18 protein-coding genes and 2 pseudogenes are annotated in these 22,137 nt (G+C 67.8%); 15 read left to right on the top strand and 5 right to left on the bottom strand.

Going from position 1 to position 22,137, the window contains the following annotated elements; genetic code table 11:
* Window positions 1-42: 42 nt before the first annotated feature.
* Both eccCb and NM962_03785 read left to right on the top strand, forming a co-directional pair.
* Window positions 43-3,621: a type VII secretion protein EccCb gene (gene eccCb, locus NM962_03790; protein UVO13276.1), complete on the top strand. Its 3,579-nt coding sequence runs from the start codon at window positions 43-45 to the stop codon at window positions 3,619-3,621.
* Window positions 3,618-4,781, top strand: coding sequence for a type VII secretion-associated protein (locus tag NM962_03785; GenBank protein ID UVO13275.1), 1,164 nt, complete (start codon window positions 3,618-3,620; stop codon window positions 4,779-4,781). Before eccCb ends, NM962_03785 begins: the two co-directional genes overlap by 4 nt.
* Window positions 4,782-4,800: 19 nt before the next feature.
* Here the strand turns inward: NM962_03785 and NM962_03780 are convergent, their stop codons facing one another.
* A complete protein-coding gene (locus NM962_03780; protein UVO13274.1) occupies window positions 4,801-5,661 on the bottom strand; it encodes an AraC family transcriptional regulator in 861 nt (286 codons plus the stop codon).
* A gap of 247 nt (window positions 5,662-5,908) precedes the next feature.
* Here NM962_03780 and gjpA (NM962_03775) point away from each other — a divergent pair, with 247 nt between their 5' ends.
* The 3 genes and pseudogenes from gjpA (NM962_03775) to NM962_03765 all read left to right on the top strand — a co-directional run bounded on the left by gjpA (NM962_03775) (window position 5,909) and on the right by NM962_03765 (window position 8,361).
* Window positions 5,909-7,021 (top strand): outer membrane porin GjpA, encoded by a 1,113-nt coding sequence (gene gjpA / locus NM962_03775; GenBank protein UVO13273.1) that lies wholly within the window; start codon window positions 5,909-5,911, stop codon window positions 7,019-7,021.
* Window positions 7,022-7,320: 299 nt separating this feature from the next.
* Window positions 7,321-7,767, top strand: a pseudogene (locus tag NM962_03770) (hypothetical protein).
* A 342-nt stretch (window positions 7,768-8,109) separates the two neighbouring features.
* Window positions 8,110-8,361, top strand: a pseudogene (locus NM962_03765) (hypothetical protein).
* Between the two features lie 1,358 nt (window positions 8,362-9,719).
* Here the strand turns inward: NM962_03765 and NM962_03760 are convergent.
* The gene (locus NM962_03760; GenBank protein UVO13272.1) at window positions 9,720-10,061 is read right to left on the bottom strand and encodes a hypothetical protein; all 342 of its coding nucleotides are present in this window, start codon (window positions 10,059-10,061) and stop codon (window positions 9,720-9,722) included.
* A gap of 96 nt (window positions 10,062-10,157) precedes the next feature.
* Complete coding sequence (locus tag NM962_03755) at window positions 10,158-11,600, bottom strand: PE-PPE domain-containing protein (protein ID UVO13271.1); 1,443 nt, start codon at window positions 11,598-11,600, stop codon at window positions 10,158-10,160.
* Window positions 11,601-11,848: 248 nt separating this feature from the next.
* Here NM962_03755 and NM962_03750 point away from each other — a divergent pair, with 248 nt between their 5' ends.
* The 9 genes from NM962_03750 (at window position 11,849) to NM962_03710 (ending at window position 17,443) form a co-directional block, all read left to right on the top strand.
* Window positions 11,849-12,175 (top strand): WXG100 family type VII secretion target, encoded by a 327-nt coding sequence (locus tag NM962_03750; GenBank protein ID UVO13270.1) that lies wholly within the window; start codon window positions 11,849-11,851, stop codon window positions 12,173-12,175.
* Window positions 12,176-12,187: 12 nt separating this feature from the next.
* Entirely contained in the window at window positions 12,188-12,484 is a 297-nt protein-coding gene (locus NM962_03745; GenBank protein ID UVO13269.1) for a WXG100 family type VII secretion target, read from the top strand.
* Window positions 12,485-12,756: 272 nt separating this feature from the next.
* Window positions 12,757-13,200: a 50S ribosomal protein L13 gene (gene rplM, locus NM962_03740; GenBank protein ID UVO13268.1), complete on the top strand. Its 444-nt coding sequence runs from the start codon at window positions 12,757-12,759 to the stop codon at window positions 13,198-13,200.
* A 74-nt stretch (window positions 13,201-13,274) separates the two neighbouring features.
* On the top strand, window positions 13,275-13,703 hold the full coding sequence (gene rpsI / locus NM962_03735) for a 30S ribosomal protein S9 (protein UVO14537.1): 429 nt from the start codon (window positions 13,275-13,277) through the stop codon (window positions 13,701-13,703).
* Between the two features lie 145 nt (window positions 13,704-13,848).
* A complete protein-coding gene (gene glmM, locus NM962_03730) occupies window positions 13,849-15,177 on the top strand; it encodes a phosphoglucosamine mutase (protein ID UVO13267.1) in 1,329 nt (442 codons plus the stop codon).
* A gap of 95 nt (window positions 15,178-15,272) precedes the next feature.
* Window positions 15,273-15,527 (top strand): type II toxin-antitoxin system prevent-host-death family antitoxin, encoded by a 255-nt coding sequence (locus NM962_03725; GenBank protein UVO13266.1) that lies wholly within the window; start codon window positions 15,273-15,275, stop codon window positions 15,525-15,527.
* Window positions 15,528-15,785, top strand: coding sequence for a Txe/YoeB family addiction module toxin (locus NM962_03720; protein ID UVO13265.1), 258 nt, complete (start codon window positions 15,528-15,530; stop codon window positions 15,783-15,785).
* 7 nt (window positions 15,786-15,792) lie between these two features.
* Window positions 15,793-16,137 (top strand): type VII secretion target, encoded by a 345-nt coding sequence (locus tag NM962_03715; protein ID UVO13264.1) that lies wholly within the window; start codon window positions 15,793-15,795, stop codon window positions 16,135-16,137.
* A 1-nt stretch (window position 16,138) separates the two neighbouring features.
* Window positions 16,139-17,443: a hypothetical protein gene (locus tag NM962_03710; GenBank protein UVO13263.1), complete on the top strand. Its 1,305-nt coding sequence runs from the start codon at window positions 16,139-16,141 to the stop codon at window positions 17,441-17,443.
* 275 nt (window positions 17,444-17,718) lie between these two features.
* On the opposite strand, the gene NM962_03705 is transcribed toward NM962_03710, so the two are convergent.
* Window positions 17,719-19,542: a fatty acyl-AMP ligase gene (locus NM962_03705; GenBank protein ID UVO13262.1), complete on the bottom strand. Its 1,824-nt coding sequence runs from the start codon at window positions 19,540-19,542 to the stop codon at window positions 17,719-17,721.
* Window positions 19,543-19,598: 56 nt separating this feature from the next.
* Entirely contained in the window at window positions 19,599-20,642 is a 1,044-nt protein-coding gene (locus NM962_03700) for an LLM class F420-dependent oxidoreductase (protein ID UVO13261.1), read from the bottom strand.
* A 305-nt stretch (window positions 20,643-20,947) separates the two neighbouring features.
* On the opposite strand from NM962_03700, the gene gjpA (NM962_03695) reads away from it, so the two are divergent.
* Window positions 20,948-22,078, top strand: a complete 1,131-nt coding sequence (gene gjpA / locus NM962_03695; protein UVO13260.1) for an outer membrane porin GjpA — start codon at window positions 20,948-20,950, stop codon at window positions 22,076-22,078.
* The last annotated feature ends 59 nt before the right edge of the window (window positions 22,079-22,137 follow it).

Here is a 22,137-nt window from a genome sequence, read left to right as displayed (position 1 = left end):
AGCTGACTTGTCGGTGGAGTTGGCGCTGCCTACGGTGTGCCGATGACCGGTCCCGCGCCGACCGCGCTCCCGCCCCCGCCGCCATCGCGGGGTGAAATCGCGGTCGCTGCACCACCATCGGTGTCGGATTCCGAGCCGAGGATGATTCTGACCCGGCTGCTGCCCGCCGTTATGGCGGTGGGGATGCTCGCCGTGACCGCCGTCGTCTACCGCTCGGGCTCCTCGGCCGCACGCAGCCCGGTGTTCGCACTGTTCCCGCTGATGATGCTCGCCTCGGCGGTGGCGGCCGTTGTCACTGGGCGAAGCCATGGGTGTGGCAACGACATCGACGGCGACCGCGAGAACTACCTGGCCTATCTCGCAGGATTGCGCAAGTCCGTGGCAGACAACGCGTTGTCCCAGCGCGCCTGGGCGCTGTGGTCGCACCCGGAGCCGGACGTACTTTGGGTGTTGGCCGGCGGGCCCCGCAGGTGGGAGCGTAAGGTCGGCGACCCCGAGTTCGGCTCGGTGCGAGTCGGAATCGGCCCGGCCGCACCGGCCGGTCGATTGGTGGCGCCATCGCCCGATCCGGTTCGACGGGTCGATCCGGTCACCGACGCGGCACTGCGCCGTTTCCTGGACACCCACGCAGCGGTGCCCGGCGTACCGATCGTGCTGATGGTGCTGGGACCGTCGCCGCTGCGCCTTGACGGCGACATCGAGCCGGCTCGCGGCCTGCTGCGCGCGCTGATCTGTCAGCTCGCCGTGCTGCACAGCCCAGACGCGATGCTGATCGCGGTCGTGGATGGTCGGCATCGCGGCGACTGGGATTGGCTGAAATGGCTGCCGCACCATCAGCATCCGTCGGCCGCCGATGCCGGCGGACCATTGCGCCTGACCTACCCCGACCTGACCGCCGCCGAAACCAGTCTGATCGGCCGTCGGGTCGTGGTGATCAGCGACGACGTGAGCGGTCTTCAGGTGGCTGAGTTATGCACCCGAGGCGAGGCCCGCCTCCTGCACGTGTCCGCGACGGTGCTGTGTGACGCCGATGGAGATCTTGGCCGGCCGGACTTTCTGACCCTCGCCGACGCGGTGGTGTGTGCGCGGCGCCTGGCCGCGCACCGGCCCGTTGGCTCCGGGAGCGTCCAAGGATGGGCTCATCTACTGGGCATCGGCGACATCGACCGCTTCGATGCGCGGGCGGAATGGGCACGCGCGTCGGCACAGTCATTGTGCGTCCCGATCGGCACGGCCCCGAACGGAGAACCGGTACGGCTGGACATCAAAGAGGCCGCCGAGCGGGGCAGCGGGCCGCACGGGCTGTGTGTCGGCGCCACCGGCTCGGGCAAATCGGAGTTCCTGCGCACGCTGGTGCTGGGCATGGCGGCGCGGCATTCGCCGGCGGACCTCAACCTGGTGCTGGTCGACTTCAAAGGAGGCGCAACATTTCTCGGCTTCGAGCAGGCCCGGCATGTCTGTGCGGTCATCACCAACCTCGCTGAGGAGGCATCGCTGGTGGAACGGATGCGCGACGCACTGGCCGGTGAGATGCAGCGGCGCCAGCAACTGCTGCGCGGTGTTGGGGCGCCCAGCATCGCCGCATACCGGCAGGCACGAACCACACAGCCAGAGCTACCGGCCCTGCCGGCGCTGCTGGTCATCGTCGACGAATTCTCCGAACTGCTCCACCAGCATCCCGATCTCCTCGACACCTTCGTGGCCATCGGCCGGTTGGGCCGTTCGCTGGGAATGCATCTGTTACTGGCCAGTCAGCGGATCGAGGAGGGCCGGCTCCGGGGTCTGGAATCGCACCTGTCCTACCGGGTGTGCCTCAAGACGATGTCGGCCGCCGAATCCCGGATCGTGCTGGGCACCACCGCCGCCCACGAACTGCCCAATATTCCCGGGGTTGGATTCTTGCGCACCGCCGACGGCGCGGAGCAGCGATTCCAGACGGCCTACGTCTCCGGGATGTGCCCTCCAGCCCGGACGGATCCCGTTGCGGTACTCCCGTTCACCGCAATGCCACTCGGCCCGGTTCGGGAAGCTACCGATCCGGGCGGGCGCACCGTGCTGCAGACAATGCTGCAGCGATTGTCCGGGCACGGCCCGGCGGCGCGACAGATATGGCTGGCGCCCCTGGGAGATTCCGCAATACTGGGATCACTCCTCGACGCCGACTACGCCGATCTGACGGTTCCGATCGGCGTCGTCGATCGGCCCTTCGAGCAGTGTCGGACCACCCTGTCGATTCGGTTGGGCGGCGCTGCCGGCCATGTCGCCGTCGTCGGCGCCCCGCAATCGGGCAAATCGACCGCGCTGTACACCCTGATCGCCGCGCTGTGCGCCACCCACGATGCGACCCGGGTCGCGTTCTACTGCTTGGATTTCGGTGGCGGGGTGCTCTCCGCGATCCGAACGCTGCCGCACGTCGGTGCGGTCGCCGGCGTTGGGCAACCGGACCTGGTCCGGCGGGTGGTCGCCGAGATGGAGGCCATCGTGGCGCGGCGCGAAGCCCAGCGTGCCGGTTTCGCTGCGGACGACGAACGCCCGGCCCCGGACGTCTTCCTGGTCATCGACGGATGGTCCGCCCTGTGCCGCGAATTCGAGGTGGAAGCCAGGATTGTTGCGCTGGCCGCCCGTGGCCTGTCCTTTGGTGTGCACGTGATGTTGGCCGCGTCGCGGTGGGCCGAGGTGCGGCCCGCCTTGCGGGACCTGATCGGCACCCGTATCGAGCTGAGGCTGGGGGATCCGGCCGAATCCGAACTGGACCGTCGCCAGGCCCGGCGGGTGCCGCAGGGCCGGCCCGGACGGGGCCTGACCCACGACGGCATGCACATGCTGTTAGCCCGCCCGCAAGGCTGGGAACCAATGCGGCACCCCGATGGTGCCGTCGCGCCACCGATCCGGCTGCTGCCCACCGTCGTCGCCCGGGACGAACTTGCCGCCCCCGCCGGCCTGCCGGTGCTGGGCATCGACGAACGCGGACTCGAGGCTGTTCCCATCGATTTCGGCCGCCAACCGCACCTGGTCATCGTGGGCGGCAACGAGTGCGGCAAAACCTCCGTGCTGCGAACGCTGTGCCGGGAGCTGGTGCGGTGCCACTCCGCCGAGCAGGTTCAGCTGCTGGTGGTCGACTACCGGCGCGGGCTGCTGGACGTCGTACCGACCGGGCACTTGGCCGGTTATGCGATGTCGGGGCCCGCGCTGACAACGCTGCTGCCGGGCCTGATCGACCAGCTCGCGAGGCGGATGCCCGGTGCCGACCTCGGCCCGCAGCAGCTGCTTGCCGGGGCGTGGTGGTCTGGCCCGCAGTTGTACGTGGTGGTCGACGACCATGACCTGGTGGCCGCCGGCACCGGAAATCCGCTGACACCATTGCTGGAATACCTGCCGCACGCCGGGGATCTCGGGCTGCACCTGATCGTGGCCTGTCGCAGCGGGGGGGTGACCCGGTCGATGTACGAACCGCTGCGGACCGCGCTGACCGATCTGGGCGCGATGACGCTGATGATGAGCGGTGTCGCCCCCGACGGCCCGCTGAGTTCGGTTCGGCCGGAACCCCTCCCACCCGGGCGCGGCACCCTGATCACCCGCGCGGACGGTGAGCGGCTCATCCAGGTGGCCTGGGACTCATGAAACATCAGGCAGTTATCGAGGCCGGCCCGGCGGCCATCCGCCGGTTGTGTTGCGGCGCCACCGAATCGGCCGAAGGCGCCGCCGCACTGGAGTGGATCGATGACCCGGTCGGACTGGTCGATGGGCAACCGGTCGCGGTTCCCGAGCTCTTGCGTGAGGTGCTGAGCTGCTCGTTGCCCGTTGAATCGGTCGAGCTCATCCACCCATCGTGGTGGGCGGTCCGCAGGGTGCAGCTGCTTGCCGCGGCGGCGCGAGGCCTGGCCGGCGAGGTGGTCACCCGATCGCGAGCAACACTGCTGTCCAATGCGTTTCACGCCGCGGTGGTTGTGGAGATCGCCGCCGGCCTGGTGGCCGTTACCGGACCCGGTAGCGCGGCCATGGTCGCCGAGCCGCGCATCGGGGCTCCCGACGGGGTCGCCGAGGCGGTGGCTCGCCGAATATGTGAGGCGGTCCGGGGTCGTCCCGGAGCGGTCGTGATCGACGTACCGGCCGGGATCGGCGGGGCCAGCGACCTCTCGCGGCTGATCGAGGAGCGGCTGCGGCCCGAGGTGCGGGCGACCGTGGTCGATCGGCTGCCGCCGATCCGCCGAACGGTCGATGCGCCGGTCACCGAACCGGTCTCCGTCGGTCGCCGCCGGCGACTGGCCCCGGCCGCCCTGGTCGGCGGTATGGTGGCGCTGGCCCTCCTTGCCCGTCACGACGCTCGGCCGGATACCGATAATCCCGTGACCTACTTAGTGGAAGGCCGTGTAGCGGTACAGGTTCCGGCGAGTTGGCTGACCCGACGGGTGACTGACGGGCCAGGATCGGCGCGGGTAGAGGTGGTGTCGCCCCACGATCCGCAGCTGGTGTTGCACGTCACCCAAGCGCCGGCCGCCGGCGATACCCTGACCGCCATCGCTGACCCGTTGCAGCGAGCCCTGCAACGCGCTGACGCCGAAACGCCCGGAGTGTTCACCGGTTTCGATCCGGCCGGCGTCAGTGCCGGACGGCCCGCGGTGACCTATCGGGAGGTGCGCGTCGGCCACCACGTCGACTGGGCGGTCGTGGTCGACCGCGCGGTGCGCATCGGCATCGGGTGTCAGAGCGGAACGGGTGGCGAGGACATTCTGCGGGCGGTGTGTGAGCAGGCAGTGCGCTCCGCCCGCGCCGTCAGCTGAGGGCCAGTGTCATGGAACGTCAAACGGGGGGTGGAGGGGATTTCCGCCACTGACTGGGTGAAATACCGTGCGTTTGGCGAAACTGCCTGGTGAAGTAGGCCGCATCCGGTAGTCCGACCCGGTGCCCGATCTCAGTGATCGACAGTCGGGTATCGGTCAGCAGGCGACGGGCTTCGCCCATGCGGCGTTGGGTGATCCACTCCAGCACCGTGCGCCCGGTGCGGCGGCGCACCACGGTCGTGAGATGCCCAGCCGATACCGACACTTCGCGCGCCACTTCGCGCAGCGACAGTGGTTCGGTGAAACGCCGGTCGATGGTTGCGAACACCTCGGCCAGCAGTGGTTCGTCTTCCTGGCGCAGTCCGCCGACGGTGTCGGCGGCGAGTCGGCTGAGCTTGACCAGCAGCAGCGTCAGCAACGCCGATACGGCCTCGCGGTCTCCGTTCTGTCGTTGCAGGAGCTCGTATTTCATGGCATCGAGGATGCGGAAGAAGGCCTGACGATCGGCGACCGGCAACTCCACACGCAGCAGACCGTCCTCGCGCTCATGCAGGAACAGGCACAGCAGGGGATGGGAACGCCAGGCGAGCCATGGCGATGTGCCGTCGTCGCCGATCGCAGCCGGGTCGAAAAACACCGCGATGCCGTCGTCCGTGCATTCCACCGCCTCGGGACCGACGGTGGCGCCCATCGCGACCACGTAGACCACTCCGGCGACCCGGTCGCACCACATGGCCGGGAAGTTGTGGATCTGACCGTGCTGGGACAGCCGCTCCTGTCCGACCCGGGCCACCACCACCTGCGGCAGGTGTGGATCGATCGGATAGTCGTAGACCTTCACCCCGGCGCGTTGACGCACCAATCGGGCCGTAGGAAGCATCCGCCGATGATAGTCCAAACCTGCGAAAAAACGTCCTAACTTCACAGAAAAATGACGGTTAGCTTTGGCAGGTGTTGAATGAGATGCCCTGTCATTTCTGCGGATTCGTGTCCGACCTGGAGAGGGGCTCGGACGTACCTCTGTGTTTACCTGAGAAATACATATGGTAATCCTCGCCTTTCTCACCGCACGCCAGCTAACGCAAACCCCACCCCCGGCAGCCGTCGAAACCTTGAGGAGATTTCCGTTGCGCGCAACAATCCGTCCCTACGCCACCTTTGGTGTCGCGATCGCGGGTGCTGGTCTGATCGCGGCCACGCCGGTGGTTACGCCGTTGCCGGATGCCGGTGTGGTGCGTGATGTGGCGCTGACTGCATCCAATGCGTGGGATGAGGTATTCAATGCGGCGTCGCAGAACGTGACGCAGATGTTGAACAATTACTACTTGGCGCCGGGGATTGCGTTTCAGCAGTTCGTTGCCAATCAGAGTGGTTACTTGCAGCAGTTGCTGGATGACCCGGCGAACATCACCGCGGTCACCGAGCAGATGCGCCACAACCTGGATGCGCTGCTGACCGGGTACACGCTGAGTAACCCCAGTCAGGAAACCCTCGAGATCGTCATGAGCCACACGTTGGCTGCTGGGGACGCGTCGACGTTCTCGTTCGGTTGGTATGACCTGTTTGCCGGGCCGTTGGCTTCGATTGCAGGTGGGATGTTCCCGGCGGAGATGATCCCGATCATCCACCTGGTGTCGTCGCCGTTGAGCGGGTTGGTTATGGGTTCGTTGGGGCCGTGGATTGCGCCCTGGGTCGGCTTGCTTAACAGCATCGGTGAGGGCGACAGTCTCGGTGACACGTTGGCGAACGTGTTTGGGGCGTCGCTCAATGGCGCGACTCTCAATCTGGACAGTCTGCTGCCGATGATCAATGAGGTGGCCGGTGATTTCTTGCCGGCTGGTGCCTCGATCGGCCATCTGGACATTGCGTTCGGGGGGTGGCTTACCGCGGGTCACGTGGCGATCGATCCGTATCAGGTGTTGGGTGCCAATGGCGAGGTGGTGGCCGAGACGCCTGCGGTGGGTGGGTCGATCCTCAACAGTGTGGGGTTGACGCTCAACGGGATTCCGGTGCTGAACACTCTGGCGATCGAGAGCAATGCGATTGGTCCGTTCGCGGCGATGCAGGCCTTCGGTCAGACCGTTGGTGCGCTGTTGGGTTCGGGCTGGGATGGCAAGGGTGCGGTGCCGGTGACCCCGCCGCTGGCGGGCGTCGACTTGCCGGTGATCAATGACCTCGACGACGGCGGTGCTGGTTCTGCGGCGGCCGGCGACTGGTTTGCCGACTTGCTGGGTCTGTAGCCCCCGCCGGACGTCGATCCCCTAAAACCCTTCCTCAACCAGACTTTTCACACGAGAGGCATTCACCCATGAGTTACCGCAACCGGATGATCGGCACTGGCAGCGCCGTGGCGGCGTTTTTGGCGTTCGGTATGACGCCGTTGGCGCCGGCGCCGGCCGCCCAGGCTGATTTCGATGATCTGTTCAGTTTCGATTGGTTGGTCCCGACCGCTGATGTTGACGTCCCCGGCTCGGCGGACGCCTTCGACCTGTCGGGTTTGATGGGCGATTTCAACATGGCCACGCTGTTCGACCAGATCGTCTACAGCCCACTGCACATGGTGACTGAGTTCTGGATCAACAATCCGCTCGGTGAGATGGTCAACGGTGCGATCAACACGATCTCGGGGCAGTACTTGATCGGTGACGGTGTCGATGGCACAGCGGAGAATCCCGATGGTGGCCATGGTGGGTTGTGGTTCGGCGATGGTGGTGCCGGCTGGAACTCTGAGGTGGCCGGGGTTGTCGGTGGCAACGGCGGTAACGCGCTGGGCTTCGGCAATGGTGGCGACGGTGGTGACGGTGGTGCGGGTGCGGCCGGCGGCAACGGTGGCAGCGGTGGGGTCTGGATGGGCAACGGCGGCGACGGCGGAGCAGGCGGCGTGGCGGCTGTGGCGGGCGGCTTCGGTGGTGCCGGCGGTGACGGTGGCGCGGCGATGGCCTGGATGTTCGGCAACGGCGGGGCTGGCGGAGCCGGCGCCGCCGGCATGGACGGCACCCAGAATGCCAGCGGCACGGGTATGAGCGGGGGCCAAGGCGGCAACGGCGGCAACGGCGGTGTCAGCGGATACATGCTCGGCAACGGCGGTAAGGGCGGTGCCGGCGGCTCGGCCGGCGACGGTGGTAACGGTGCGACCGGTGACACCAACGGGCTGGCCGGTGGTGTTGGTGGCCGCGGCGGTGCGGGCGGCCTGGGCGGCGCCCGCGGTTCCAACTTCTACGACTCCCCGCTCTATGGCGGCGCCGGCAAGGCCGGTGACGGCGGGCACGGCGGCAACGGCGGCGACGGCGGCGAGGCAGCCACCGACGCCGGCGGTCACTTCCTCGGCAACGGCGGTATGGGCGGTATCGGCGGTGATGGCGGCGCCGGCACCATCGGTGGCAACGGCGGTGACAGCGGCAATGGCGCCAACGGCATCAACGGCGGCGACGCGGGGGGTTACGGCGGTACCGGCGGGGCCTCGCTGGGCAACAACACCGGCGGTCACGCCGGCAACGGCGGCACCGGCGGTGATGCCACCGGCGCGGTCGGGGTCACCGGCACCGCGGGCAACGGCGGCTCCGGCGGTGCCGGCGGTGCCAGTGAGACCGGCACCGGCGGCGACGCAGGCAAGGCCGGCGCCGGCGGAAACGGCGCTACCGGCGACAACACCATCAAGACCATCGGCGGCCGCGGTGGTTACGGCGGCACCGGTGGTGGCGGTGCCATCTCCGGCGCCACCACCGACGGTGGCGCCGGCGGGACCGGCACCTTCAAGGGCGGTGACGGTGGCGGCGGCGGAAATGGTGCCTACGGCATCAACGGCGGCAATGGCGGCAACGGCGCCGACGGCGGGGTCGCGACCGGATGGAAGGACGCCGACGGCACCATCTGGAGCATCGGCGGAAACGGCGGTGGTGGCGGCATCGGCGGCGACACCAACACCAACATGCTCACCGGTGGCACCGGTGTCGGTGGCAACGGCGGCCACGGCGGCAACGGTGGCGCCGGCGCGACCGGCCCCGGCGTGGTCAGTGTTGGCGGCAACGGCGGTTCGGGCGGTTACGGCGGCACCGGCAATGGTGCCCCGGGCGGTACCGGCGGCTATGGCGGCAACGGCGGTAACGGCACCGCCTCCGGCGGCAACGGTGGTAACGGCGCCAACGGCGGCGCGTCCTCCGACACCGGTGGCGCGGGTGGCCTCGGTGGCAACGGCGGCAACAGCGGCGGCGTCCAAACTCCGACCAACACCCTGGGCATCGGTCCCAGCCACGCCGGCGACGGCGGCAACGGCGGTAGCGGCGGCGCCAGCATGGGCAGCGCCGGCACCCACGGGGCGGCCGGCGCCGGCGGCAACGGCGGCAACGGCGCAGGAAACGTCAACGGCGGCAACGGCGGCGACGGCGGTGCCGGTGCCAACGGGTGGGGCGGCGAAACCGGGTCGACCACGAATTCGCCGTTCACCGGTACCGGCGGCACCACGCCCGGTGGCGTTGGCGGTGCCGGCAGCAATGCCGGCGCCGGCGGCCAGGGCGGCAACGGTGGTAGTTCGGAGAACGGAACCGGCGGCAACGCCGGCAACGGCGGCCGCGGCGGCACCGGCGGTTCCGGCGGCACCGGCGGCGGCGGTGGCGTGGACCCGGCCACCGGCGCCGGTCTGGCCGGCGGCGACGGCGGTAAGGGCGGTAACGGTGGGACCGGCGGCGCGGCCGGCGCAGCGGGACACGGTGGAGCTGGCAATGGCAACGCCGGTGCCGTGGGCGCAGGTGGCAACGCTGGTTCCGGCGGCTTCGGCGGCGCCGGTGGTGCCGGTGACCCGGTCGGCCCCGACGGCAACCCCGGCAGCCCCGGCAGCCCGGGTAACCCCGGCTAGCCAGCACTCCCTCGACACGGTCGCCGGGTCCCCTCTGGGGCCCGGCGATCAGTCGTTTGCAGGGGATATCGCGGTTACCGCAGGGCCTAGCTGGTGCCGCCCTGCTCGCCGATCAGGCCCTGGATGAGTTCGACGATGTGCTGTTGACCGGCCGCTGTTGCGTCGAATCTTCCGCGCATCTCCATGAATCCCACGTTGACCTGTTCGAAGCGGGCGTTCATGTCCTCGCGAAGTGCGTTGAAGCTCGCGCTGGTGGCCCGTCGAAAGTCCCGCAGTTCGTCGCGGAACTCGGGCACGTCCCGATCGGCAGCGCCGGCGAGGACGCGTGCGGCCGCAGCGTCGCGCTCGCTTGCACGCACCCGGCCATCGAGGTCGCGCACCTGGGTTTCCAGTTCGGCGACGCGTGCCTCCAGGTTCCCCTGCTCCATGCCGGCAGCCTACCGCCGGATCGGGTCGCGGCCATTCGGATCACGGGTCAGCCTGTGGATAACGCACGCAGGCCAGCTCCTCAGCGTCGTTGGGCCCTAGATCACTGCCCCCACCAGCATGAGCGGGGCAAGTCCGACCAGCGCTGCTAGTGGTTCGCCGATTGCGTCGAGTGGGTTGCCGGCGGCCATCTCGGTGTTGAAGAGCTCCACGGCGAGCGGTGGCAGAGTGAACAGCAGTGCGCTGGCCATGTCGACCGCAGGGAGGCCGGTGTGGGTGAACGACAACTCGCCGAAGCCCTGGGTGAACCAGTTCGCGGCGCCGGCCAGGGACGTCGAGAGGTAGTTCGAGATGTCGTCCGGTGATCCGTCGAGGTCGAACGCGGCTATCGCGGAGTTGATGATCGGACCGAGTACGTAGTCCATCGTCTGGGGCGAGATCAGTTGGTAATTGGTGGGATCCATCAGGGTTTTGAACGCGTCCTGGATGCCTTGTTGTAGACCGTTCAGCAGGGCGTCGGGAACTTGGTCCAAGACACTTTGGGGCGGCAGAAACCCCATGGGATTGGGCACATCGGCGAACCCCGGCGACCATCCGTTGTCGATGCTGCCGTAGCCCAGGTTGACCAACACCGACAAGCTTGGCTGCAGCAGATCCGCCAGGGGATTGCCGACCACCGGAATCAACCGCAGCGGGTCAAGCAACGGCAGGCTGGGCGACTCGATCATGAAGTAGTTGGTTAGCGAGTCGGTCGCCGACGTCGGGAGTCGGATCGCGTTGTCGATCTGATCCGGCGTCAGCCCCAGGTACGCGATGTGGTTGAAGACGATGCCGAGGTAGGCGTTGAGATCGGACAGCAGGTTGATCGGGTACTTCGGGAAGTCGGCGAAGCCGTCGTATTCGTAGGTGTAGATGTCGGCCGGGGAGATATCCGACGGTGTCGCACCGCTGAAAGTAAGTCCCAGACTGGCGGCGTCGGGAGTGTTGCCGTCCGCGACCGCGAAGCGTTCCAGCAGGCCGCCGTTGGGATTGTTGGGGTCGCCCAGCAGCACGAAGTGCACGTCGTTGGGGTCCACCCCCTCGGCGGCCAGCCGCGACATCAGCAGCGAGTCGATTGTGGAACTCTGCGAATAGCCGCTGACCACAACGGGATTGTCGTGACTGACTCCGCCGGCGGCGATCTGCTCCTTGATCGCGTCCAGGATGATCTGCTGGCCCTGGGCCGTCGAGTTGTCGAACGTCATGCTGAACGGGCCGGTGAAGGGATACAGCGACTCCGGTGTGGTCACCGCCCGTATGTCGCCGGTGAAGCCATGTGGTTGCAGGTACAGCCTGTCGAACGCGTTCAGCCAGCCCTGGCTGGGCGTCGCGACGAAGCTGGCGCCCATGATCAGCGCGGTGCCATCCCCGACCGAGGATTCAGCAGCGGCCAGTAGCACCGGCGCATGTGCTGCCGCTGGTTGCACCGGCGGAACGACCAGCATGCCGGCGGCGGTGATGGCCAGTCCACCGGTGAGATGGGCGCCCAGAGCTAGCCGCATTTCCCCTCCATAGATGCAGTCGACAGGCCGTACGCAGCAGTCAGCTCAAGGGCTTACGGTCCTCGTTCTGCATTTATGTCATCCAGCCGATGGTCGCGGAAGGGGAATGGGCAGATCGACGCGTCGGCCCGGTGGCCTACGACAACGCCCGGCGGTTGCCACAGCCGAGGGAACCGAAAGCCGCCGAGTGCAGTCGAACTACATATCAACGCGACTGAATCGCAGCCGCCGACCGATATGGGGGAGATGTGAGCACACCCGCAGGCACCAGCACACTCAGCGCCGACTTCGACGTCATGCGCGCCGTCGCGGCAGCCACCGATGCCCGTAACGAGGAGATTCGGGGGATGCTGCAGGCGTTCGTCGGCAAGATGCGGGCGGTGCCGCTGTCGGTGTGGTCGGGCCTGGCGGCCACCCGGTTCCAGGATGTCGTGGACCGCTGGAACGCAGAATCCTTGAAGCTGCACCACGCGCTAGCGCGCATCGCCGAGACGATCCGCCACAACGAGCGGGCGCTCCGCGAGGTCGCCCAGGCCCACTCGCACCACATCGCTGCCGCCGGCGACGGCATCTGAGCGGGGCCGGACATGGACGCTGCACTGTCGTACAACTTCGATGAGATCGAATATGCCGTCCGCCAGGAAATTCACTCCACGGCCGCCCGGCTCAACGGGGCACTGGAGGAGCTGCGGTCGCAGATCGCACCCCTGCAGCAGGTCTGGACGCGGGAGGCGGCCGGCGCCTACCACGCTGAACAGCTGCGATGGCAGCACGCCGTCAGCGCGCTGAACCAGATCCTGTTCGACCTGGGCAGCGCCGTGCGCGACGGCGCCGCCGACGTCGCCGATGCCGATCGTCGCGCCGCGGGAGCTTGGGGGAGGTAGGAGAGGCCACCCCCGAATACGGTGTGGCCCCGACGGTGGAGAGCCGACGGGGCCACACCGGCTCAAACGCTGCCGGTCGCCGTTTTGACCCGCCCCGATCGCCGCCGGTAAGCTGCACCGTTGGCGTGCGGTGCCTATTGGGCACAGCGGGTCCTCGGGTCACTGTCGGTCGCCGAGAACCAACCCGTCGCCGCCAGACCGGCACCCGGCTCGCTCCGGGATCCGCAAGAACCGGGAACCCCCGGCTCGAGTTAAAAGAAGAGGTAAGCGCTGTGCCCACCTATGCGCCGAAGGCGGGTGACACCACACGTTCGTGGTATGTCATCGACGCCACCGACGTGGTGCTCGGCCGGCTCGCCGTTGCGGCAGCAACCCTGCTGCGCGGCAAGCACAAGCCGACATTCGCGCCGAACGTTGACGGCGGTGACTTCGTCATCATCATCAACGCCGACAAGGTCGCCATCAGCGGCGACAAACTGCAGAAGAAAATGGCTTACCGTCACTCGGGCTACCCGGGCGGGCTGCGCAAGCGCAGCATCGGTGAGCTGATGGAGACCCGTCCCGACCGCGTCGTGGAGAAGGCGATCCTCGGGATGATCCCGCACAACAAGCTGGGGCGTCAGATTCAGCGCAAGCTGCACGTCTACGCCGGTCCGGTGCACCCGCACACCGCTCAGCAGCCGATCCCGTTCGAAATCAAGCAGGTGGCGCAATGACCGAGACTGCATTTGAAGGTACTGAGGCCATCGACGAGGCCGCCGAGGCTCCCGTGGTTGACGAGACCGTAGAGGTGTACGAGGAGGTCGCGCCGGCTTACGAGCCACACGACCTGGGTCGTCCCATCCAGACCGTCGGCCGCCGCAAGGAGGCGGTGGTGCGTGTGCGCCTGGTGCCTGGCACCGGCAAGTTCAACCTGGACGGGCGCACCCTGGAGGCCTACTTCCCCAACAAGGTGCACCAGCAGCTGATCAAGGCTCCGTTGGTCACCGTGGACCGGGTGGACAGCTTCGACGTCTACGCCCACCTCGACGGCGGCGGCCCCTCCGGCCAGGCCGGTGCGCTGCGGCTGGCTCTGGCCCGCGCCCTGATCCTGGTGCAGCCCGAAGACCGTCCGGCCCTGAAGAAGGCCGGCTTCCTGACTCGTGACCCCCGGGCCACCGAGCGCAAGAAGTACGGTCTCAAGAAGGCCCGCAAGGCTCCGCAGTACAGCAAGCGCTGATCTGCGATTGCATTCTGGCAGCGAGTTGGGGGTGCCTTCCGCACGCGGAAGGCGCCCCCGGCTTGCGTTTGAGGGTGCGTGTTTTCGGATCGATACCGGCGTGTCGGGCCGGCGGCACGTGCGCTCGCGGCGATAAAGGATAGTTATGGGTCGACTTTTCGGCACCGACGGCGTCCGCGGGGTTGCCAACCGCGAGTTGACCGCCGAGCTGGCGGTCGCGCTGGGCGGCGCGGCGGCACAACGGCTCTGTCTCGGTCCCGGTCGCCGGGTGGCCGTCGTCGGCCGTGACCCGCGGGCCAGTGGCGAGATGCTGGAGGCCGCGGTCATCGCGGGGCTGACGAGCCAGGGTGTCCATGCGCTGCGCGTCGGTGTGCTGCCGACGCCGGCAGTGGCCTATCTGACCAGCGCGTATGAAGCCGACTTCGGGGTGATGATCTCGGCCTCGCACAACCCGATGCCCGACAACGGCATCAAATTCTTCGGTCCCGGCGGACACAAGCTCGACGACGCCACTGAGGACCAGATCGAAGACCTGGTGGCTGCCGGACCGGGTTTGCGCCCGATCGGCGCCGAGCTGGGCCGGGTGGTGGACGCCAAGGATGCGCTGGACTGTTACCTGAGGCACCTGGGCGAGTCCAATCCCGGCCGGCTGGACGGCCTGACCGTGGTGGTGGACTGCGCTCATGGCGCTGCATCGGACGCGGCGCCGCGGGCCTACCGGGCCGCCGGCGCCACCGTGATCACGATCAATGCCGACCCTGACGGGCTCAACATCAACGAGGGGTGCGGCTCGACGCACCTGGAGCCGTTGCGTGCCGCGGTGCTCGCTCACGGCGCCGACCTGGGCCTGGCGCACGACGGCGATGCCGACCGCTGCCTGGCCGTGGATGCCGCCGGCAACGTGATCGACGGTGACGCCATCATGGTCGTGCTGGCCCTGGCGATGCGCGAAGCCGGAGAACTGGCGGACGACACTTTGGTGGCGACCGTGATGAGCAATCTCGGTCTGCACCTGGCCATGCGGGCGGCCGGGGTGACGGTGCACACCACCGACGTCGGTGACCGCTACGTTCTCGAGCAGCTGCGCGCCGGCGGATTCACCCTCGGCGGTGAGCAGTCCGGCCACATCGTGCTGCCCCGGGTGGCCACCACCGGTGACGGCATCATGACGGGCCTGCGGCTGATGGCGCGCATGGCGCAGACGCGCACACCGCTGGCCGGCCTGGCTTCGGCGATGCGCACGCTGCCGCAGGTGCTGATCAATGTCGAGGTCACCGACAAGGCCGAGGCGGTGGGTCGCCCGGCAGTGCGTGATGCGGTGCAGCGTGCCACCGATGAGCTCGGTGACACTGGGCGAATCCTGTTGCGCCCGTCGGGAACCGAGCAGCTCGTCCGGGTGATGGTGGAAGCCGCTGATGAGGAGACGGCTCGCCGGGTCGCGACCGAAGTCGCCGACGCGGTGCGCACCCGCTGAACCCGCTGACCAGCCGTCATCTTCGTCCCCCGGACGACCGGATAACGTACAATTATTTGTACAATCGTTTCCGGCGTCGGGAAGGAGCACGGACCATGAAGACGATGAGCTACTCGGCGTCGCGGGCAGCGTTTGCGGCCACGCTCGACTCCGTCCTCGATGACCGTGAAGAAGTCATCATCACCAGGTCGGGAAAGGACCCGGTCGTTCTGGTTGCGCTGGATGACTACGAGGCGTTGAAGGAGACCGCGCATCTGTTACAGAATCCGGCCAATGCGCGGCGGCTGCTGGGTTCGATTGAGCGACTGGAAGCCGGCGAAGGGGCGGCGCACGATCTCTTGGACGAGTAAGTGAAACTCGTCTGGGACGAATCGGCCTGGGACGACTACCTCTACTGCCAGCATCAGGACCGCAAGGTGTTACGGCGGATCAACCAACTCATCGCCGACATCCAAGGCAATGGCAACGAGGGGATCGGCAAGCCCGAGCCGTTAAGGCATGGCTTCCACGGCTACTGGTCACGCCGTATCACCGTCGAGCACCGGCTGGTCTACAAGGTCGTCGATGGCGAGATCCGAATCGCGCAGTGCCGCCTACATTACGGCTGAGGTTGGCGTGGCCGGAACCGTGGGGGCATCTTCGCCGTCATACCGGGGTATGGGACGACAACAGCTTTATCTCGACGCCGACGCCCTGCGCTCGGTCGCGGACTACTTCGACGCGACCGCGGCCGCCATCGACACCGCGTCGCGCATCCGGCTGGCCGGGTTGGCCTTCGACGGCGGAGCCGCCGGGCGCGACTATGCCGGTGCGGGGGAGGCCCTGCGCCGCGCGCTGCATGGCTGGGCGCCGGAGTTGGCGCGCTGGTCGCGGGCCAGCGCTGAGATCGCCGTGACGCTGCGAGCCGGGTTGGCGCGCTACGCGCACGCCGAGGCGATCGCCCGCGAGCGGGTCGGTTGAGGTGGCACAGCAATACGACGTGCCCGCCCGGCTGGATGAGGGCCACGAGGCGGTGGCACACACGCAGACCTACGTAGCGGCCTGTTACCGCTTGGGGTATCGGCACCCGGATCTGACCGGCTATGACGGCCAACTTGTCGACCGCTACGCCAGTGAAGCCGGCCTGGACCTGCGGCGCCTCGACGCCGACTGCGCCGCGCTGGGCGCGCTGGCCGACGCCGCCGATGACGCACTGCGTACGCAGCGTCGAGGATTGGCGGAGTTGTCCGACAGCTGGCGCGGGCCGGCCGCTGGGGCCGCGACGGAGTTCCTGCGCCGGCATTGCGACGCCGGAGCTGAGCTGACAGCCCGGTTGCGCGCGGCGGTCGCGGGTTGCGGTGTGCTGCGCGACGAGGTGTGGCGTTTGGTCGACGCCAAGGTTGCAGCGGTGCTGGCCGTCGACGACCGGGTGGGCGCCGGGCGGCCGGCGTGGCTGGCGGCAGCTCACGCGGTGAACTCCGGCGCCAACGACCCGCACGCCGCCGAGGTCATCGAACAGCAGGTGATACCCCACGTGGACAACGATGTTCGCGGCGAATGGCTGGCCGCCGTGCGGTCGGCGAAGGACGGGATCGATGCGGCCTACCGCGCCGCGGTAGCGACAGCCGACCCCGGGACCGGTGCCGTGTTCGCGATTCCGGGGGAGCTCGGTCCGATAGCGCAACTCGACCCGCCGGTGTCGGTATCGCCGGTCGTCGTCGCGGCCCCCGTTCCGGCGGACTCGCCACCGGTCAACCCACCGCCGGCGCCAGGTGAGCTTGCGGGTGCTGCTGCGCCGGATCCGGCGCCGGCACCCGAAACCCTGCCCGCCGAGCCGGGTTTGCCGGCGGGGCTGGGCCTGCCCGGGGATCTGGGGGGCGGATTGCCAACCGGCGGGCTGGGCGGGCTGAGCGGTCTCGGAGGCCTGATTCCGCGGCTGGCCAACGCATTCGGTGACGACGGTCTTGGCAACCCGATGGGCGAGCCGTTCCATGACGACACCTCGACCGGCGGCCTTCCCGATGATGGCGAGGACCATGAGCCCGATGAACTCGAGGGCGAATCCGAGCCGGCCGCCGAGGAGGCCGAAGCTGCGGAACCCGGGGAGGATGAGCCGGCCGACGAAACCGGGGCGGCAGCCGAACCGGAATCCGAATCCGAGCCTGCGGGGGAAGCGGTGGCAACCGAAGGGACCGGGGGCGCCGAGCAGGCACTGCCGCCCGCCGATGTTTCGCCGAAGACCCCGTGTGAGATTGCCGCTGACGAGTTACCGCAGGTGGGGGAGTGATACACCGGGGAAACGCGGGAGTATTACTGCGTCCACCCGGCAGGGGTACTCATCGAGTGTGCGGTTTGGTAGCCAATGTGGCTGTGGTGCATACGAAACCGCTCACTCGGCTCACTTTTCCTCGGCAACGTCGGCAACGTCGGCAAGGTCGGCAACGTCGGGGTGACGCCCCGCCTCGCCGGGTCAACCCCCGGCACATCCCGCCCGCCCAGCGTTTGTCGCGCAGAGCTGGGCACCACACCACATGGTCGAAATCCCTGACGGGCCGGGCCGCCTCACCCCGGGCGGGTTCCCCAGGTCTGCAGCGTCGAGACGATCTTGGCGGCCGCCTCCAGCTCTTCTAGGGACAGTTCCCGGGTGGGTGTACGCCACTCCGCGAGGGTCGCCAGCTTGCCCTCGACGAAGTTCTGCTTGGACTGGCCGCGCTGGATTTTGCCGCTCGAGGTGGTCGGCAGAGACACATGATGCACCAGCACCACGGCGTCGGCCGCGATCCCGTGATGGGTGGCGACCGCCAGGCGAATCGCCTCGATGACGGCGTCGAGGTCGGACTCACCGGCCTGCGCACTGTCCACTTCGCTTACGACGACAAGCTGTTCGACACCACCGGGCGGCGCGTCGGTGGCAAAGACCGCCCCGCGGCCCGACACCAGCACCGGGTCGCATTGCTGCACAGTGAATTCGATGTCGTTGGGATAGTAGTTGTGACCGTCGATGGTGATCAGGTCCTTGCAACGTCCGGTGGTGAAAATCTCACCGGCACAGAGGAAACCGAGATCTCCGGTGCGCAGGAACGGGCCGCGGGTCTCCTCGCCCGGCTCGGCCAGCACCGCCCCGAACGTCGCCGCCGTCTCCTCCGGCCTGTTCCAATAGCCCTGCGCGACATTGGGTCCGGCGACCCAGATCTCGCCGACTTCGTCTGGCCCGCAGGGCTGGCGGGTTACCGGGTCGACGATCGCGATGTCGGCTTGTCGCGGCTGCCCACAGCCCACGAACGTCGCGGCCGCGGGATCGTCGGGGGAGACGTCGACGATGCGGTCCTGCTCCAGCGCGACCCGGTCGAGGTAGCGCACCCCGGGCACTCCGGCGGGCGATCCGGACGCCACACACAAGGTGGCCTCGGCCAACCCGTACACCGGATAGCACGACGAGAGCTGGAAACCCGCCGGCGCGAAGGCGTCGGCGAACGCCGCCAGCGAAGTGGCGCGCACCGACTCGGCGCCGTTCATCGCCACGGTCATGCAGGAAAGATCCAGTGCGGCACGCTCTTCGGGAGTGCTGGTCTCCACGCACCGGTCGTAGGCGAAGTTCGGTGCGGCGGTGATCACGCCGCGATGCGCCGACACCAGTTCCAGCCAGCGCATCGGGCGCTTGATGAACGCTGTCGGCGACATCAGCGCCGTGCTGGCCCCGACGTAGATCATGGACAAGATCCCGCCGATCAGGCCCAGGTCGTGGTGCGGTGGCAGCCAGAACACGCCTTTGGCATTCTCGTCGCCGTTCCACGACTGACGGATGGCATCGCAGTTGTGCAGGATGTTGCCGTGGCTCAGCAACACGCCCTTGGGGGAGCGGGTCGAGCCCGACGTGTACTGGATGGCGGCCGGGGAGTTGGTGTCGATATCGGGGGCGACCCAGGTGTCGGGGTCGGCGCCGGCATCGGTGAAGAACCAGTGCTCGGGTTCCCCGGGGATCCCGGCGACCGCGGCCCGGGTGTCCTGGCTCTTCTCGGAGGCGGTGAGCGCGAACTTCGCGGCAGCGTCGGGGACGACGACCTGTAGGCGCGGCGCGAGCTTCTGATGGACTGGCACCGCGACGGCACCCGCATACAGGCAGCCGAAGAACCCGGCGATGAAGTCCAGGCCCGGCCGCACCAGTACCAGCACTCGCTCGCCGGTGACGTCGTAGCGCTGCAGATTCGCCGCGATCGCGCGCGCGCGGCGGTCCAGCTCACTGAATGTCAGCTCGCTACGGCCTTCGTCGTCGCCGTTGTAGGAGAAGCTGAACGCGACCTTGTCACCGAACCGCTCGGCCTGCCGCCGCAGCAGCTCAACCAGGGTTTCTGCAACGGGGGTGGTCACGGTGGGCGTGAATTCCATGGGCCCATCTTGGCGTGCGGGGTGTTCTGGACCACACCCGGCCCCCGGGCGCGGAGTTAGGACGGCAGCAGAGCGCGCAGCTCTTCGACGTAACGCAGCGCTTCGTCGGGCTCGGTGGCCAGCGGGCCGACCAGCAGCGTGGTCACGCCGGCCTCGGCGTAGGCGGCCAGCCTTTCGGCCACCAAGCCCCGCGGTCCGACCAAAGACGTGTTACGCACCAGCTCGTCGGGCACCGCGTCGATCGCCTCGGTCTTGCGTCCGGACAGGTAAAGCTCCTGGATGCGATCGGCGACATCGCCGAAGCCGTAACGGGTGGCCAGGTTGTGGTAGAAGTTGCGGCCTTTGGCGCCCATTCCACCGATGTAGAGCGCCAGCTGCGGTTTCACCCATGCCAGTCGGTCGTCGACGTTGTCGCCGACGGCCAGCGACGCCCCCACGATGACATCCAGCGGTCTCAACGCCGGATCGCGTTTGGCCGCACCGGCTTTCAGTGATTCACCCCACACGTCATTGGCACGTTCCGGGTAGAAGAACACCGGCTGCCAACCGTCAGCGATCTCGGCGGTCAGTTCGACGTTCTTGGGCCCCAACGCGGCGATCGAGATCGGAATCCGCGTCCGCACCGGGTGGTTGATCAACTGCAATGACTTGCCCAGCCCGGTTCCGCGGTCCGCCGGAAGGGGCAGCTGATAGTGCTTTCCGTGGTAGTTGAGGCGTTCGCGGCGCCACACCGACCGGCAGATCTCCACCACCTCGCGAGTACGGCCCAGGGGAGCGTCGAACGGCACGCCGTGGAAGCCCTCCACCACCTGTGGCCCCGAGGTGCCCAGGCCCAGGGCGAACCGGCCGTCGGAGACGTAGTCCAAGCCGGCAGCCGTCATCGCCAACAGGGCGGGCGTACGGGTGTAGATGGGCAGAACTCCGGTGAGGAGCTCGACCCGCGAAGTCTTGGCTGCCAGGTAGCCCAGCTGGCTGATGGCGTCGAACGAGTAGGCCTCGGCGACCGAGACCACGTCAATCCCGACTCGCTCCAGCGCGACAACCCGCTCTACCGCTTCCTTGAACCCACCCGCATAGGCCAGCTGTACACCGATCCGCACTTAACAGACATACCACGGCACTTCCTACTGCGACCTACTGCGACAGCCAGAGCAGTACGCCATATCGGCAACAAGTCCACCGATCGGTCTCAGGTTTTGCTTACAGTTGACTTGAGAAGTTAAGGCGTGTACTTAGATCGCGCTCCGAAAACACTGGAAAAACATCTGACCAATTTGCTTGCCTCTAAGGTTACTCACCGGTAGTGTCGCCTTTCACATCCGTGGACGATTGTGTCCACAGACGCAATACGGCGGCGTCACGGCCTTCGAGACGCTGGTCAAGGGCGGTACCAAACAACAAGGAGATGGCTGTGCAACAAACCCTTCGTCCCTACGTCACCGCCGCCGGCGTCGCGATCGTGGGCGCAAGCCTGATCGCAGCCACCCCGGCCGCGATGTCGCCGCCAAAGATCAGCACGGCGCGCGATGTGGCGCTGACTGCGAACAGTGCATGGGACGAGGTGTTCAACGCCGCGCAGCAGAATCTCACCCAGATGCTGAACAACTACTACCTGGCGCCGGGTGTGGCGTTCCAGCAGTTCTTCGCCAACCAGAACGACTACGCCCAGCAGTTGCTGGATGACCCGGCGAACATCACCGCTGTCACCGAGCAGATCCGCCACAACCTCGACGCGGTGCTGACCGGGTACACCCTGAGCAATCCCACCGACGAAACCCTCAACATCGTGCTCAGTCACACCCTGGCGGCCGGCAACTCGGCGAACTTCACGTTCGGCTGGTATGACCTGTTCGCCGGGCCACTGGCATCGATTGCGGGTGGGATGTTCCCGGCGGATCTGATCCCGATCATCCACTTCTTGTCTTCGCCCCTGAGCGGCATCATCATGGGCTCGCTGGGGCCGGCAATCGCCCCATGGGTCGCGCTGCTCAACAGCATCGGCGACCACGACGGCATCTCCGACACGCTGGCCAACATGTTCGGGGCCTCTCTCAACGGCGCCACCCTCAACCTGGACAGCCTGCTGCCGATGATCAACGAGGTCGCTGGTGGCCTTTTGCCGGCCGGCATGGGGATCGGCCACTTGGACATCGCCTTCGGCGGCCTGCTCAGCGCCGGCCATGTGGCCATCGACCCCTACCAGGTGCTCGGCGCCAACGGTGAGGTCGTCGCTGAGACGCCCGCGGTGGGCGGCTCGATCCTCAACAGCGTCGGCATCGACCTCACCGGTGTTCCGATTCTGGGGAGCATCAGCATCGACAGCAATGCGGTCGGCCCGATCGGCGCGATCATGGGTCTGGGCCAGACCATCGGCGCCCTGTTGGGCTCGGGCTGGGACGGCAAGGGCGCGGTGCCGGTGACCCCGCCCCTGGCCGGGTCGGACCTGCCGCTGATTCCCGACCTCGACGACGGCGGCGCCGGTGGTGCTGCGGCTACCGACTGGTTCGCCGACCTGGTGGCGGGGCTGGGCCTGTAACCCGCCCGCCCGATCTAGCCGTATATCCCACCCAAACCTGTTATCTCAAAACGACTTTC

Origin of the sequence: Mycobacterium sp. SVM_VP21, assembly GCA_024758765.1 — a bacterium.
In the GTDB taxonomy this organism is placed as follows: domain Bacteria; phylum Actinomycetota; class Actinomycetes; order Mycobacteriales; family Mycobacteriaceae; genus Mycobacterium; species Mycobacterium heraklionense_C.
This window is presented reverse-complemented; position numbering and strand designations above follow the sequence as displayed.

Coding starts and splice junctions, on each gene's coding strand:
- NM962_03755 (UVO13271.1), bottom strand. CDS start 11,600: ATGCGGCTAGCTCTGGGCGCCCATCTCACCGGTGGACTGGCCATCACC.
- NM962_03785 (UVO13275.1), top strand. CDS start 3,618: ATGAAACATCAGGCAGTTATCGAGGCCGGCCCGGCGGCCATCCGCCGG.
- eccCb (UVO13276.1), top strand. CDS start 43: ATGACCGGTCCCGCGCCGACCGCGCTCCCGCCCCCGCCGCCATCGCGG.
- NM962_03760 (UVO13272.1), bottom strand. CDS start 10,061: ATGGAGCAGGGGAACCTGGAGGCACGCGTCGCCGAACTGGAAACCCAG.
- NM962_03780 (UVO13274.1), bottom strand. CDS start 5,661: ATGCTTCCTACGGCCCGATTGGTGCGTCAACGCGCCGGGGTGAAGGTC.
- NM962_03745 (UVO13269.1), top strand. CDS start 12,188: ATGGACGCTGCACTGTCGTACAACTTCGATGAGATCGAATATGCCGTC.
- gjpA (UVO13260.1), top strand. CDS start 20,948: ATGGCTGTGCAACAAACCCTTCGTCCCTACGTCACCGCCGCCGGCGTC.
- NM962_03705 (UVO13262.1), bottom strand. CDS start 19,542: ATGGAATTCACGCCCACCGTGACCACCCCCGTTGCAGAAACCCTGGTT.
- glmM (UVO13267.1), top strand. CDS start 13,849: ATGGGTCGACTTTTCGGCACCGACGGCGTCCGCGGGGTTGCCAACCGC.
- NM962_03725 (UVO13266.1), top strand. CDS start 15,273: ATGAAGACGATGAGCTACTCGGCGTCGCGGGCAGCGTTTGCGGCCACG.